At 62.7% G+C, this 13050-nt stretch carries 14 protein-coding genes and 1 tRNA gene; 12 read left to right on the plus strand and 3 right to left on the minus strand.

From position 1 onward, the window contains the following. Positions 1–112 precede the first annotated feature (112 nt). Positions 113–415 (plus strand): hypothetical protein, encoded by a 303-nt coding sequence (locus ACIQYU_RS08625; RefSeq protein ID WP_085720495.1) that lies wholly within the window; start codon positions 113–115, stop codon positions 413–415. A 3-nt stretch (positions 416–418) separates the two neighbouring features. Here ACIQYU_RS08625 and ACIQYU_RS08630 read toward each other — a convergent pair whose 3' ends face one another. Continuing rightward, positions 419–1669, minus strand: a complete 1251-nt coding sequence (locus ACIQYU_RS08630; protein WP_207831038.1) for an aspartate aminotransferase family protein — start codon at positions 1667–1669, stop codon at positions 419–421. A 235-nt stretch (positions 1670–1904) separates the two neighbouring features. Beyond that, a complete protein-coding gene (gene gcvA / locus ACIQYU_RS08635) occupies positions 1905–2801 on the minus strand; it encodes a transcriptional regulator GcvA (protein WP_207831039.1) in 897 nt (298 codons plus the stop codon). Positions 2802–3056: 255 nt separating this feature from the next. On the opposite strand from gcvA, the gene ACIQYU_RS08640 reads away from it, so the two are divergent. The 3 genes from ACIQYU_RS08640 (at position 3057) to ACIQYU_RS08650 (ending at position 5777) form a co-directional block, all read left to right on the plus strand. Next, positions 3057–4439, plus strand: coding sequence for an amino acid permease (locus tag ACIQYU_RS08640; RefSeq protein ID WP_207831041.1), 1383 nt, complete (start codon positions 3057–3059; stop codon positions 4437–4439). 57 nt (positions 4440–4496) lie between these two features. After that, positions 4497–4994, plus strand: coding sequence for a PaaI family thioesterase (locus tag ACIQYU_RS08645; RefSeq protein WP_063912661.1), 498 nt, complete (start codon positions 4497–4499; stop codon positions 4992–4994). Positions 4995–5081: 87 nt separating this feature from the next. Next, positions 5082–5777 carry a glutathione S-transferase N-terminal domain-containing protein gene (locus ACIQYU_RS08650; protein ID WP_207831042.1) on the plus strand — a complete coding sequence of 232 codons (696 nt, stop codon included), beginning with the start codon at positions 5082–5084 and terminating at the stop codon, positions 5775–5777. 125 nt (positions 5778–5902) lie between these two features. Here the strand turns inward: ACIQYU_RS08650 and ACIQYU_RS08655 are convergent, their stop codons facing one another. Next, positions 5903–7519, minus strand: a complete 1617-nt coding sequence (locus tag ACIQYU_RS08655; protein ID WP_207831045.1) for an inorganic phosphate transporter — start codon at positions 7517–7519, stop codon at positions 5903–5905. A gap of 128 nt (positions 7520–7647) precedes the next feature. On the opposite strand from ACIQYU_RS08655, the gene ACIQYU_RS08660 reads away from it, so the two are divergent. From ACIQYU_RS08660 to ACIQYU_RS08695, 8 genes are all read left to right on the plus strand, one after another. Beyond that, complete coding sequence (locus ACIQYU_RS08660; protein WP_063912658.1) at positions 7648–8034, plus strand: DUF488 domain-containing protein; 387 nt, start codon at positions 7648–7650, stop codon at positions 8032–8034. Positions 8035–8088: 54 nt separating this feature from the next. Beyond that, the gene (locus tag ACIQYU_RS08665) at positions 8089–8520 is read left to right on the plus strand and encodes a GNAT family N-acetyltransferase (RefSeq protein ID WP_207831047.1); all 432 of its coding nucleotides are present in this window, start codon (positions 8089–8091) and stop codon (positions 8518–8520) included. A 117-nt stretch (positions 8521–8637) separates the two neighbouring features. Further along, positions 8638–9027: a helix-turn-helix domain-containing protein gene (locus ACIQYU_RS08670; RefSeq protein WP_207831049.1), complete on the plus strand. Its 390-nt coding sequence runs from the start codon at positions 8638–8640 to the stop codon at positions 9025–9027. Positions 9028–9090: 63 nt separating this feature from the next. Continuing rightward, positions 9091–9729: a UvrY/SirA/GacA family response regulator transcription factor gene (gene uvrY, locus ACIQYU_RS08675; protein WP_003251380.1), complete on the plus strand. Its 639-nt coding sequence runs from the start codon at positions 9091–9093 to the stop codon at positions 9727–9729. A gap of 6 nt (positions 9730–9735) precedes the next feature. Then, on the plus strand, positions 9736–11559 hold the full coding sequence (gene uvrC / locus ACIQYU_RS08680) for an excinuclease ABC subunit UvrC (protein ID WP_207831051.1): 1824 nt from the start codon (positions 9736–9738) through the stop codon (positions 11557–11559). A 32-nt stretch (positions 11560–11591) separates the two neighbouring features. Beyond that, positions 11592–12152, plus strand: coding sequence for a CDP-diacylglycerol--glycerol-3-phosphate 3-phosphatidyltransferase (gene pgsA / locus ACIQYU_RS08685; protein ID WP_015271035.1), 561 nt, complete (start codon positions 11592–11594; stop codon positions 12150–12152). 63 nt (positions 12153–12215) lie between these two features. Beyond that, a tRNA-Gly gene (locus ACIQYU_RS08690) sits at positions 12216–12291 on the plus strand. A 246-nt stretch (positions 12292–12537) separates the two neighbouring features. Beyond that, positions 12538–13023 (plus strand): adenosine-specific kinase, encoded by a 486-nt coding sequence (locus ACIQYU_RS08695; RefSeq protein WP_233686922.1) that lies wholly within the window; start codon positions 12538–12540, stop codon positions 13021–13023. The last annotated feature ends 27 nt before the right edge of the window (positions 13024–13050 follow it).

Genomic DNA, 13050 nt, shown 5'->3' on the forward strand with positions numbered 1-13050 from the left:
TGCGGTCCCTGTGGGAGCGGGTTTACCCGCGAAGAGGCCAGTAGAGACAATAGAGACCACCTGCCGTACTCTACGCGCCCATACGCCTACACACCCACTGAGGTAACCCCGCTTGAGCACCAAGTACCCGTACATCGCCACCATCACCATCAGCGCCGAAGACCGTGGCGGCGACACCGAGGCCTCGGAAAACCCCAACATGCGCGTTGGCCTGGAAGCGGTGACCGAAACCCTGAAAAAGGTGCATTTCGTCGGTACGCTCGCGGCCCCTGAAAAGAACGCCACGCACATCTGCGTGACCCTGGAAAACGGCCTGACCTACTACGGCCCGATCGTCAACGGCCACGCCGAACTCGAAGGCGGCTGGATTGCCTTCGAGTCCGACATGCTCACTCCCGCAGAACTGGGCTTGTAAGTATCAGTTCAGCTCGGCCAGGCACTGCTCGAGGATATCCAGACCTTCTTCGAGCACCGCGGCCTCGATGGTCAGCGGTGCCAGCAGGCGGATGATGTGCCGTGCCTTGCCGCTAGGCATCAGCAACAGGCCCTTGGCTCGCGCCGCTTCCATCACCTTGGCCAGCTGCGCCGGTGCCGGGCTGCCGTCGGCATTGACGAACTCGATCCCGCGCATGGCGCCGACGCCGGTCAGGCGGCCGATGAACGGGCTCAATCCAGAAGCCTTCCAGCGCTCGTAGCGGCGCACGATTGCCTGCTCCTGGCGCTCACCCCAGGTAGCGACGTTCTCGTCGGTCATCTGCGCCAGGCTGGCCAGGGCCGCCGCGCAGGCGATCGGGTTGCCCGAATAGGTGCCACCCAGGCCGCCTTTGGGCAGCGCTGCCATCAGTTCCTTGCGCCCGACCACCGCACCCAGTGGCATGCCGCCGGCAATACTCTTGGCCAACAGCAGCAGGTCGGGCTCAAGCCCTAAGCGCGGGAAGGCGAAGCGCTGGCCGGTACGACCGAAACCCGACTGGATCTCGTCGATGATGATCAGGATCCCGCGCTCGTCGCAGAAGCGGCGCAGGGCCTGGGCGAAGCCTGGGTCAAGGGCGAGGAAGCCGCCTTCGCCCTGCACCGGCTCGAAGATGAACGCCGCCACGTCCTCCACGGCCAGCTCGACGCTGAACAGGCGGTCCATGGCCTTTAGGGCCTGTTCGCAGGTTACCCCGGTGTCGGCGCTGGGGTAGGGCAGGTGGTACACCGGCCCTGGCAGTTCACCGACCCGCTGCTTGTACGGGGCGACCTTGCCGTTGAGGTTCAGCGTGGCCAGAGTGCGACCGTGGAAGCCGCCGTCGAAGGCGATGATGGCGCGTTTGCCGGTGGCACCGCGGGCTACTTTCAGGGCGTTTTCCGCAGCTTCCGCGCCGCTGTTGGTGAGCATGCCGGCCAAGGGGTAGCTGACCGGCACGAATTGGCTCAGTTGCTCCATCAGTGCCAGGTATGGCCCGTGGGGGGCTGCGTTGAAGGCGTAGTGGGTCAGGCGAGTGGCCTGGGCCTGGATCGCCTCGACCACGGCCGGGTTGCAGTGGCCCAGGTTGAGCACACCGATACCGCCGACGAAGTCGATGTAACGTTTGCCGTCAGTGTCCCAGACTTCGGCATTACGGCCATGGGAAAGTGTGATCGGGTGAACGATGGCAATGGATTGGCTGATACTTTCCTGGTTCATGGGCACGCGGACCTTTGTTCGAGTTTCTTATTATCCAAGCGTGTTGGCGGGTTATTCCGCAAACGAATTATTCGATTGCGGTCATTCCATGGATTCGCGATCTTGTAGTTGATTTATATCGCCTGTGCCGGCCTCTTCGCGGGTGAACCCGCTCCCACAGTACGGCGCCACACTTGAAAGCTGTGCGATCCCTGTGGGAGCGGGTTTACCCGCGAAGAGGCCGGTACAGGTCAAATCAATCCCCCTCGGCCACCCGCTCCCGAATCCACTGCACGAAGGCCCTGACCTTGGGCACTTCGGCCGCATGCTCGGCATGGGCGATGAAGTGCCGGCCATTGCTCGCCACCGGGTGGTCCCAGGCCACCACCAGCTTGCCCTCGCTCAGTTCTTCGGCCACCAGGTAGCGCGGAATCAGGGCGATGCCGCAGCCGGCAATGGCCGCGCGGATGCACAGGTAGAACGTGTCGAAGCGTGGCCCGTGGTAGCTGTTCTGGCTATGCAACCCCAGCCCCAGGAACCATTCGTGCCAGGCCTCCGGGCGCGACACGCACTGCAGCAGGCGGTGTTCGGTCAGCGCCTGGGCGCTGACGAAACGGTGGTTGGCCAGCAGCTGCGGGCTGCACACCGGCACCACTTCTTCGCTGAACAGCTCGATGCAGGTTGCCCCGGGCCAGGTGCCCTGGCCGAAGAAAAACGCAATGTCGGCCTTGGCCTGCACCAGGTCGAACGGCTCCAGTTCGTTGCGGATATCCAGGTGAATGCGCGGGTAGCGGTCGCCAAAACCCTTCAGCCGGGGCACCAGCCAGCGCGCGCCGAAGGTGGGCTGGGTGGCGATGCGCAGCACTTCGGTCTCGTCGCCGTAGCTGAGGATGTAGCGGCTGGAAATGTCGATCTGGGTGAGGATCTTGTTCACTTCGGTGAGGTACAGCGCGCCGGCGGGGGTCAGGTGCAGGCGCCGGCGAATGCGCTGGAACAGCGAGTGCGACAGCATGTCCTCGAGCTGCGCCACCTGCTTGCTGACGGCGCTCTGGGTCAGGTGCAGTTCCTGGGCCGCGCGGGTGAAGCTGAGGTGGCGGGCGGCCGCTTCGAAGCACTGAAGGGCGGTGGTCGAAGGCATCAGGCGTTTGGACATGACGGGCAAATACCGAGCAAAAAAGGAAGGAGTTCATTCCGTAACGGAATCATGTGTTTCGAAAAGGTCGTTTGTTGACCCCGCCCTATAGATTAATACTGACCTGGATCAACGATTACAACCGGTCGTGCGAAGAGGAGGTCAGTACCCGCTTCCGGCATCTGCAAAACAACAACAACGAACATCAGAAATTTATAAGAATTCTGCTCCAGTCTTCAGCCGCTCCGCCGCGGCCGACCCATTCGAGGGTTCTTCATGGCTTCGCTACACAACAACAAACAGCGCTCCCTGCAGCACGGCCTGACGTCCCGTCAGGTCTCCATGATCTCCATTGCCGGCATCATCGGGGCCGGCCTGTTCATCGGTTCCTCCAACGCCATCGCCACCGCCGGCCCGGCCATCCTCATCTCCTACGCCATGACCGGCCTGCTGGTCTTGCTGGTGATGCGCATGCTGGGCGAAATGGCCATCGCCAACCCCAACAGCGGCTCGTTTTCCACCTATGCCTCCGAAGCCATCGGCCCTTGGGCGGGCTTTACCATCGGCTGGCTGTACTGGTGGTTCTGGGTACTGATCATTCCGGTCGAGGCCATTGCCGGCGCCGATATCCTGCATGCCTACTTCCCCGGTGTGCCGTCGTGGCTGTTCGCCTTCCTGATCATGCTGGTGCTGTCGGGCACCAACCTGATCAGCGTGAAGAACTTCGGGGCCTTCGAGTACTGGTTCGCGCTGGTCAAGGTGGTGGCGATCATTGCCTTCATCGTGGTCTGCAGCCTGGCGGTGTTCGGCGTCTGGCCGCTGGCCGAGGTGTCCGGGGTGAGCCGGCTGTGGGACAACGGTGGCTTCATGCCCAACGGTTTCGGCACCGTGCTCGGTGGCGTGCTGATCACCATCTTCTCGTTCTTCGGCGCCGAAATCGTCACCATTGCCGCTGACGAAACCGCCAACCCGAAAGACAAGATCCGCCGCGCCACCAACCTGGTGGTGTACCGCATCGCCATCTTCTACCTGGCGTCGATCTTCCTGGTGGTGTCGCTGGTGGCCTGGAACGACCCGGGGCTTAAAGCCGTGGGCTCGTTCCAGCGCGTGCTGGAAGTGCTGAACGTGCCGGGTGCCAAGCTGCTGGTGGATATCGTGGTGCTGGTGGCCGTGACCAGCTGCATGAACTCGGGCCTGTACACCGCGTCGCGCATGCTCTATTCGCTGGGCGCCCGTGGCCAGGCGCTGAGCGTTACCAAGCGTATCTCCGGTTCTGGCGTACCGACCGTGGCGGTCATTTTCTCGACCCTGGCCGGCTTTGCCGGGTGCTTCGTCAACTATGTGTTCCCGGGCAAGGTGTTCGGCTTCCTGCTGTCCACCACGGGTGCCATCGCCTTGCTGGTGTACCTGGTGATTGCCGTGTCGCAGCTGCGCATGCGTGCCCGTGCCGAGCGTGAAGGGCGGCCGCTGGAGCTGAAGATGTGGCTGTTCCCGTGGCTGACCTGGCTGGTGATCGGCACCATCGTCATGGTGCTGGGCTACATGCTGTTCAGCGATGCCTACCGCTACGAGACGCTGATGACTGCCGGAGTGACTGCATTCATCTTGCTGGTTTCGCTGACCCAGCGGGGCACCAAGGTGGTTGCCCAGACGGCCTGATGATTCTGCTTTAATGGGGGCGTTGCGCGCCCCCATTCGAACAAGCACAGGAAGCGTATGAACGACCACTCACTTTCTCTACAGGCACTCGCTGCACCCGACGGCACTTGCTACGGCTGCGGTTGCTCCCACCCCAGCGGCCTGCACCTGCAAAGCCACTGGGACGCCGACGGCATCCACCTGTTGTGCCGGCACGTGCCCGACAGCACCTTCACCGGCTGGCCCGGCCTGGTTTACGGCGGCCTGCTGGCGATGCTGGTCGACTGCCACTCCAACTGGACGGCGATGGCCTACCACTACCGTAACGAAGGCCGCGAGCCGGGTAGCCTGCCGCGTATCGACTGCGTTACCGGCACGCTCAACCTGACCTACCTGAAACCCACGCCGATGGGCGTCGAGCTGTTGCTCAAGGCGCGTGTGGAAGGCGAAGTAGGGCGTAAGAGCCGGGTGATCTGCGAAGTCTGGGCCGACGATGTGCTGACCGTGACCGCCGACTCGGTGTTCGTCCGTGTCGATACCGAAAAGCTCAAGCTCAAGGCTCACGGCCAAGCCTGACTGCCCGTGCTGACAAGTGGTCGGTGATGGTCAGCGGCCGGGGATGTCTCTAGAGTGAGAGGTTCACTCCCCCAGGCAAGGTTGATCATGACCGATCTCAGTGCTTTCCCTATTACCCGCAAGTGGCCCGCCAGGCACCCCGAGCGCCTGCAGCTGTATTCACTGCCGACGCCCAATGGCGTCAAGGTGTCGATCATGCTCGAAGAGATCGGCCTGGCCTATGAGCCGCACAAGGTCAGCTTCGACAACGATGATCAGCTGAGCCCCGAATTCATCTCGCTCAGCGCCAACAACAAGATCCCCGCCATCCTCGACCCCAATGGTCCGGGCGGCCAGCCGCTGCCGCTGTTCGAGTCCGGGGCCATCCTGCAGTACCTGGCGGAGAAGAGCGGCCAGTTGCTGAGCCAGGATCCGGCCCAGCGTTACCAGACCCTGCAGTGGCTGATGTTCCAGATGGGCGGCATCGGGCCGATGTTCGGCCAGGTGGGCTTCTTCCATTTCTTTGCTGGCAAGGAATACGAGGACAAACGCCCGCGGGACCGTTATGTCAACGAGTCCAAGCGCCTGCTCGGTGTGCTGGACCGGCATCTGAAAGGCCGGGAATGGATGGTCGACGAGTACAGCATTGCCGATATCGCGATCTTCCCGTGGGTGCGTAACCTGGTGGAGCGTTACAACGCCCGTGACCTGGTCGTCTTCGATCAGTTCAAGGAAGTGCAGCGGGTGCTGGCGGCGTTCCTTGAGCGGCCGGCGGTGCAGCGTGGTCTGAAAATCCCGGCTTGAACAGTTGGCACTGATCCTGTGGGAGCGGGCGTGTCGAACCGCCGCGAAGCAGGCACCGCGGTGCATGGCACCGGCTTTGCCGGTGTTCGCGGGCATGCCCGCTCCCACAGGGATGGAGTACAGATTCAGAAAATGTGGTGCAGTAGCCAGTACAGGCTGCCGGCCAACAGCATCGCTGCCGGCAAGGTCAGCACCCAGGCCATCAGCAGGTTGACCAGCGTGCGCTTCTGAATCCCCGACCCGTTGGCCACCATGGTCCCGGCCACCCCGGAACTCAGCACGTGGGTGGTCGACACCGGCAACCCGAACATGTCCGCCGCACCAATGGTGCACATTGCCACCACCTCGGCCGACGCACCCTGGGCATAGCTGAGATGGGTCTTGCCGATCTTCTCGCCTACCGTCACCACGATGCGCCGCCAGCCGACCATGGTCCCCAGCCCCAGTGCGATGGCCACGGCCACTTTCACCCACAGCGGGATGTAGCGGGTGGCGTCGTCCAGCTGGGTCTTGAGCAGCAGCACATGGCTGCGTGTGTCGGCATCGAACACCACCAGCTGGTTCTTCTCGATCAGGCGGATGGCTTCGCTGGTCAGGTACATGTCGTTGCGCACGTTGGCCATGGCCTCGGCCGGTACGCGCTTGAGCGAGCCATAACCTTTGACCTCTTCGCCGATCATGCCGGTCAGCGCCGCCAGCGCCGGTACCAGTTGCGGGCTGGCCTTGGGTTCGGCAATGAACGTGGTCAGCACCTGGCGCGGGTCGGCCGGCGCCGCTTGCGGGTCGTTGCGCACCAGTGCCTGGCGGGTTACCTCGGCGACGGCGGAAAACTGCAGGGCCTGCTCATTGGGCATGGTCTTGTTCAGTGCGTAAGCCATCGGCAGGGTGCCGACCAGAATCAGCATGATCAGGCCCATGCCTTTCTGGCCGTCGTTGGAACCGTGGGCAAAGGACACACCGGTGCAGGTCAGGATCAGCACGCCGCGGATCCACCACGGTGGTGGTGTCTGGCCTTCCGGCGCCTGGTACAGCGCCTTGCGCTTGACCAGCGCGCGCAGGGCCAGCAGCAACAGGGCAGCGCAGGCAAAGCCGATCAGTGGCGAGAACAGCAGGGCATAACCGACCTTGCTGGCCTGGGCCCAGTCCACGCCACTGGTACCGTCGCGTCCGTGCATCAGCGCGTTGGCCACGCCCACACCGATGATCGAACCGATCAGGGTGTGCGAGGAGGATGCCGGCAGGCCCAGCCACCAGGTGCCGAGGTTCCAGATGATCGCCGCCAGCAGCAGGGCGAAGACCATGGCGAAGCCGGCCGAGGAGCCGACCTGCAGAATCAGCTCCACCGGCAGCAAAGCGATGATGCCGAACGCTACCGCGCCGCTGGAAAGCAGCACGCCGAGGAAGTTGCACAGCCCGGACCACACCACGGCGACCGGTGCCGGCAAGGAGTGGGTGTAGATCACGGTGGCCACTGCATTGGCAGTGTCATGGAAGCCATTGACGAACTCGAAGCCCAGGGCAATCAGCAACGCCAGGCCCAGCAGCAGGAATGGCGTGACCGTGGTGATTGCCGTGCCGCTGGCCGTCACATCCTGCTTCAGGCTCCAGGCGGAGTAGGCAATGCCGGCCAGCAGCAGGCCGAAGAACAACACCAGGGTGGCACGCCCCGGCTTGTGGGCAAGCTGCGGGCGGGAGTCGCGTTGGGCCAGTTGCGGCTGGCTGGCCAGTGACGGGGTTGCCATGGGGGCTCCGGTTGGCGTGGGGCGAAGGTGCCGAAGGCCTTGAGCATAGAAACAATTCGTAACCCGGCCGTGACCTCGATCAATGATTTATCTAGGCTCAAGACGGACGGTAATGGCAGGAGAAACCGATGATTCGCTGCAAGCGTGTCTACGATGCGGTTGAGCAGGACGACGGCCAGCGCGTGCTGGTCGATCGGCTGTGGCCGCGTAACAAGCGCAAGGAAGACCTGCGCGGACAGTGGTTGCGCGAAGTTGCACCCTCGGATGAATTGCGCAAGGCGTTTCACCAGGGTGAAGTGGATTTCGCCGGTTTCACCCAGCGCTACCAGCAAGAGCTGGCGGCCCACCCAGAGCACTGGTACCCGCTGTTGGACTTGGCGGGGAAGGGCACTTTGACATTGCTTTATGCGGGCAAGGACACTGAACACAACAATGCCCGGGTGCTGGCGCAATGGCTGGAGGACGAACTGGACCGGCGTGGGCCTGGCAGTTCGCCCGTGTGCTACGCCCAATGATTGATATTCGTTTTACCGGCCCTGTCGCCGGCAAACCCAAGAGTTCGATATGTGATGCCCCTGAACCTGACCCCCGCCGACGACACCCACTGCACCTTCGCCCGCGACCTCACGCGCCGCGCCATGCTGCCGTACTACCGTGAATATGACCTGTTGTGGATCGAGCAAGCCTTCGACGAAGCCTGGGGCTGGCGCGAGCAGTGGCTGGTGACTGAAGGTGACACCGTGCTCGGCTTCTGCAGCCTCAGCCAGGACCGTCAGGCGCTGTTCATCCGCGAGTTGCACCTGCTACCCGAGCACCGTGGGCGTGGTGTCGGCAGCTGGGTGCTGGAGCAGTTGGCGCTGTGGGCCCGCCAGCGGCATCTGCCGCTGCTACGGCTGATGGTGTTTCGCAGCAACCCGGCGCGTGTGCTGTACCAGCGCCATGGCTTCGTCGAAATGGGTGAGGACGAATGCTTTGTGCGCATGCAGCGTACGATCGACTAATAGCGCAATGATGGCTTGTCGCGACTGGTGAGCATGGGCATAGTGAACTCAGGCGTTTACGGCTGCCTGCAGGCGGGTAGGCCGTACATGAGTGTGAACAGGGACAAGGAGCCTCCCATGAATGGAATCGGTCCGCGGCTGCGGGAAGAGCGTGAGCGTCTGGGGATGACCCAGCGCGTGTTTGGAGATATCGGCGGGGTCGAACCCAATGCCCAGGGCAAATACGAGAGTGGTGAACGCTCGCCGCGGGTCGATTACCTGGCGGCATTGGCGGCCAGGGGGGTGGATGCGCAATATGTGCTCAGCGGTATCCACACCCCGCTACCGCTTGAGGGGCTTAACGCCGATGAGTCCGGTTTGCTGAGGGCTTTCCGGCAGTTGTCGTGCGACGATCAGGCGGCACTCTGGCACCTGCTGCGGCGTTTGACCAACAACGACAAATCCCGGCAGACAGTGAGGCCGCTCTCGGTTGAACGTCAGGCGTTTCTTACGGAAGGAATGCGTTAGGCCCGCCGTGAAAAATTTTGTTAAGGTGGCGGGATCCAATCGCCCTGCTGACGAGGTGTGTGCTTGATTAGGGTCTTAGTGGTCGATGATCACGATCTGGTACGAACCGGTATTACCCGCATGCTGGCCGACATCGATGGCCTGCAGGTGGTGGGTGAGGGGGATTCGGGCGAATCGGCACTCAAGCTGGCCCGTGAGCTGAAGCCGGATGTGGTGCTGATGGATGTGAAAATGCCCGGCATCGGTGGCCTGGAGGCCACCCGCAAGCTGCTGCGCAGCCACCCGGACATCAAGGTGGTTGCCGTGACTGTGTGCGAGGAAGACCCATTCCCCACGCGCCTGCTGCAAGCCGGTGCCGCTGGCTACCTGACCAAGGGCGCCGGCCTTGACGAAATGGTCCAGGCCATACGCCTGGCCTTTGCCGGCCAGCGCTACATCAGCCCGCAGATCGCCCAGCAGCTGGCGCTGAAACCGTTCCAGCCACAGGGCTCGCCGTTCGATGCCTTGTCGGAGCGGGAAATCCAGATTGCCCTGATGATCGTCGGCTGCCAGAAAGTGCAGATCATCTCCGACAAGTTGTGCCTCTCGCCCAAGACCGTCAATACTTACCGTTATCGGATCTTTGAAAAACTCTCGGTCACCAGCGATGTCGAACTGACCTTGCTGGCCGTTCGCCACGGTATGGTCGACGCAAGCCTGTAAAACCTCATGTCCCAAGTTTTCGATGCCAGCGCATTCCTGGCGACCTGCAGTGGTCGCCCGGGCGTCTACCGGATGTTCGACGCCGAAGCCCGGTTGCTTTACGTGGGCAAGGCCAAGAACCTCAAGAAGCGCCTGGCCAGCTATTTCCGCAAGACCGGCCTGGCGCCCAAGACCGCCGCGCTGGTGGCGCGCATCGCCCAGGTCGAAACCACCATCACCGCCAACGAAACCGAGGCGCTGCTGCTGGAGCAGAACCTGATCAAGGAATGGCGGCCGCCGTACAACATCCTGCTGCGCGACGACAAATCCTACCCCTACGTGTTCCTTTCCGACGGCGAGTTCCCGCGGCTGGGTATTCACCGTGGGGCGAAGAAGGCCAAGGGCCGCTACTTTGGCCCGTACCCCAGTGCCGGGGCCATTCGTGAAAGCCTCAGCCTGCTGCAAAAGGCCTTTTCGGTGCGCCAGTGCGAAGACAGCTACTACGCCAACCGCACCCGGCCGTGCCTGCAGTACCAGATCAAGCGCTGCAAAGGGCCCTGCACGGGCCTGGTGACCGCCGAGGAATATGCCGAGGACGTGCGCCACTCGGTGATGTTCCTCGAAGGGCGTAGCCAGCAACTGGGCAACGAGCTCAATGCCGAGATGGAGAAGGCCGCCATGGCCCTCAATTTCGAAAGAGCCGCCGAGTTGCGCGACCAGATCGCCTTGCTGCGGCGGGTCCAGGACCAGCAGTACATCGAAGGCGGCAGCGGCGATGTCGATGTCATCGCCGCCTTCGTCAACCCCGGTGGCGCCTGCGTGCACCTGATCAGCGTGCGCGGCGGGCGGGTGCTGGGCAGCAAGAACTTCTTCCCCCAGGTGGGCATCGAGGAGGAGGTGGCCGAAGTGATGGCCGCGTTCCTCTCCCAGTACTACCTGGGCAATGCCGAGCGCGAACTGCCGGGCGAGCTGATCGTCAACGTGGTGCACGAAGACTTCGAAGCCATCACTGAAGCGCTGCACACGCTGCGCGGCCGCGAGCTGACCATCAGCCACCGGGTACGCGGTACCCGCGCCCGCTGGCAGCAACTGGCGGTAACCAACGCCGAGCAGGCGCTCAATGCCCGCCTGGCCAACCGCCAGCACATGGCCGCACGTTTCGAGGCCCTGGCCGAGGTGCTGAAGCTGGACGAGGTGCCGCAGCGCCTGGAGTGTTACGACATCAGCCATTCCAGCGGCGAGGCCACGGTGGCCAGCTGCGTGGTGTTCGGCCCCGAAGGCCCGCTCAAGTCCGACTACCGCCGCTTCAACATCGAAGGCGTCACTGCCGGCGACGACTACGCCGCCATGCACCAGGCCCTGACCCGCCGCTACGGGCGTATCAAGGACGGTGAGGGCAAGCTGCCAGACGTGCTGCTGGTGGACGGCGGCAAAGGCCAGCTGAACATGGCCCGTGACGTGATGCAGGAGCTGGGCTTCAGCGACCTGACCCTGCTTGGCGTGGCCAAGGGCGTGACGCGCAAGGCCGGTTTCGAAACCCTGTACCTGAACGACGTGCACCACGAGTTCACCCTCAAGGGCGACTCACCGGCCTTGCACCTGATCCAGCAGATCCGCGACGAGGCCCACCGTTTCGCCATCACCGGCCACCGCGCCCGCCGTGGCAAGGCCCGCCGGGTGTCCAGCCTGGAGGATGTGGCCGGGGTAGGGCCCAAGCGCCGGCGCGACCTGCTGAAACATTTCGGCGGCCTGCAGGAGCTCAATCGCGCCAGTATCGATGAAATCGCCAAAGCACCCGGCATCAGTAAAAAGCTTGCCGAGTCGATTTATGCCAGCCTGCATAGCGAGTAGAATGCGGGCTCAACTTGCGGCCAGTCGTACCGATGAATATTCCAAACCTGCTCACCGTTCTACGCGTCCTGCTCATCCCGATCTTCATCCTGCTGTTCTATATGCCCTACCACTGGAGCTACATGGCCGCCAGCAGTGTGTTCGCCGTTGCCGCCGCCACCGACTGGCTGGACGGCTACCTGGCGCGTCGCCTGCAGCAGAGCACGCCGTTCGGTGCCTTCCTCGACCCTGTGGCCGACAAGCTGATGGTGGCGGTGGCCCTGGTGCTGCTGGTGCAGACCCACGCCAACTTCTGGCTGACCTTGCCGGCCGCGGTAATCATCGGCCGCGAGATCGTGGTGTCGGCGCTGCGCGAGTGGATGGCCGAGCTGGGCGCCCGGGCGCATGTGGCGGTGTCCAACCTTGGCAAGTGGAAAACCGCGGCGCAGATGCTGGCGCTGGTGATCCTGCTGGCCAACCCGCCGGCGGTGACCTTCTGGGTAATCCTCGGCTACGCGCTGCTGCTGGTGGCGGCGGGGCTGACCCTGTGGTCGATGGTGCACTACCTGCTGGCCGCCTGGCCGCACCTGCGCGAAGGCTCGGAGCAGAAATAAAAGTTTTTTGAATCAAGGGGTTGACGCCGTTTTGGAAATCGCTAGAATGGCACCCATCACGACGCGGGAATAGCTCAGTTGGTAGAGCACGACCTTGCCAAGGTCGGGGTCGCGAGTTCGAGTCTCGTTTCCCGCTCCAGATTAAAGATTTGCAGACTTTCTTTTTTGTCTGCAAGTTGTGAAAAAAGGGCATGCGCACGCTGCGTAAAGTCTGGCAATCTGCCAGAGCCCGTCAAGAGAATGCCCCGTATCGAAAGATACGGGGCATTTTTCGTTATGGGCTGCATCCAGGGAGAGTCCCGCAGCCAGGCCACAGTCGCCCCTGAGTGGCTAAGCTTGATCTATCGCCAGAGCCTTCTGCCCACAGCGTGAAAGGAGGTGTTTGATGCAACTCATCGCTCAGAAAATCGACAAGCCAGAAACGACGAACTTCATTTTTGGCCAGACGCACTTCATCAAGTCCGTCGAGGACATCCATGAAGCGCTGGTAAATGCGGTGCCAGGTATTCAGTTTGGCCTGGCCTTCTGTGAAGCGTCCGGCGAACACCTGGTGCGCTGGTCTGGCACCGATACCGCGATGATCGAGCTTGCCCAGAAAAATGCACAAAACATTGCGGCTGGCCATAGTTTCATCATTTTTCTCGGCGATGGGTTCTATCCACTGAACGTGCTGAACACCGTCAAGCTGGTTCCAGAGGTGTGCTGCATTTTTTGTGCGACAGCCAATCCGGTAGAAGTGATTCTCGCCGAGACGGAACAGGGTCGCGCAGTCCTGGGGGTAGTGGACGGGGTTCGCGCCACTGACATTGAAGATGATGAAGGCATTGTGTGGCGCAAGGGCTTGTTACGACAGATCGGCTACAAATTGTGAGTTGCCGCGCGGGTACGCGTGAGCGGT

It is taken from the genome of Pseudomonas sp. NPDC096925 (genome assembly GCF_044762545.1).
GTDB lineage: Bacteria > Pseudomonadota > Gammaproteobacteria > Pseudomonadales > Pseudomonadaceae > Aquipseudomonas.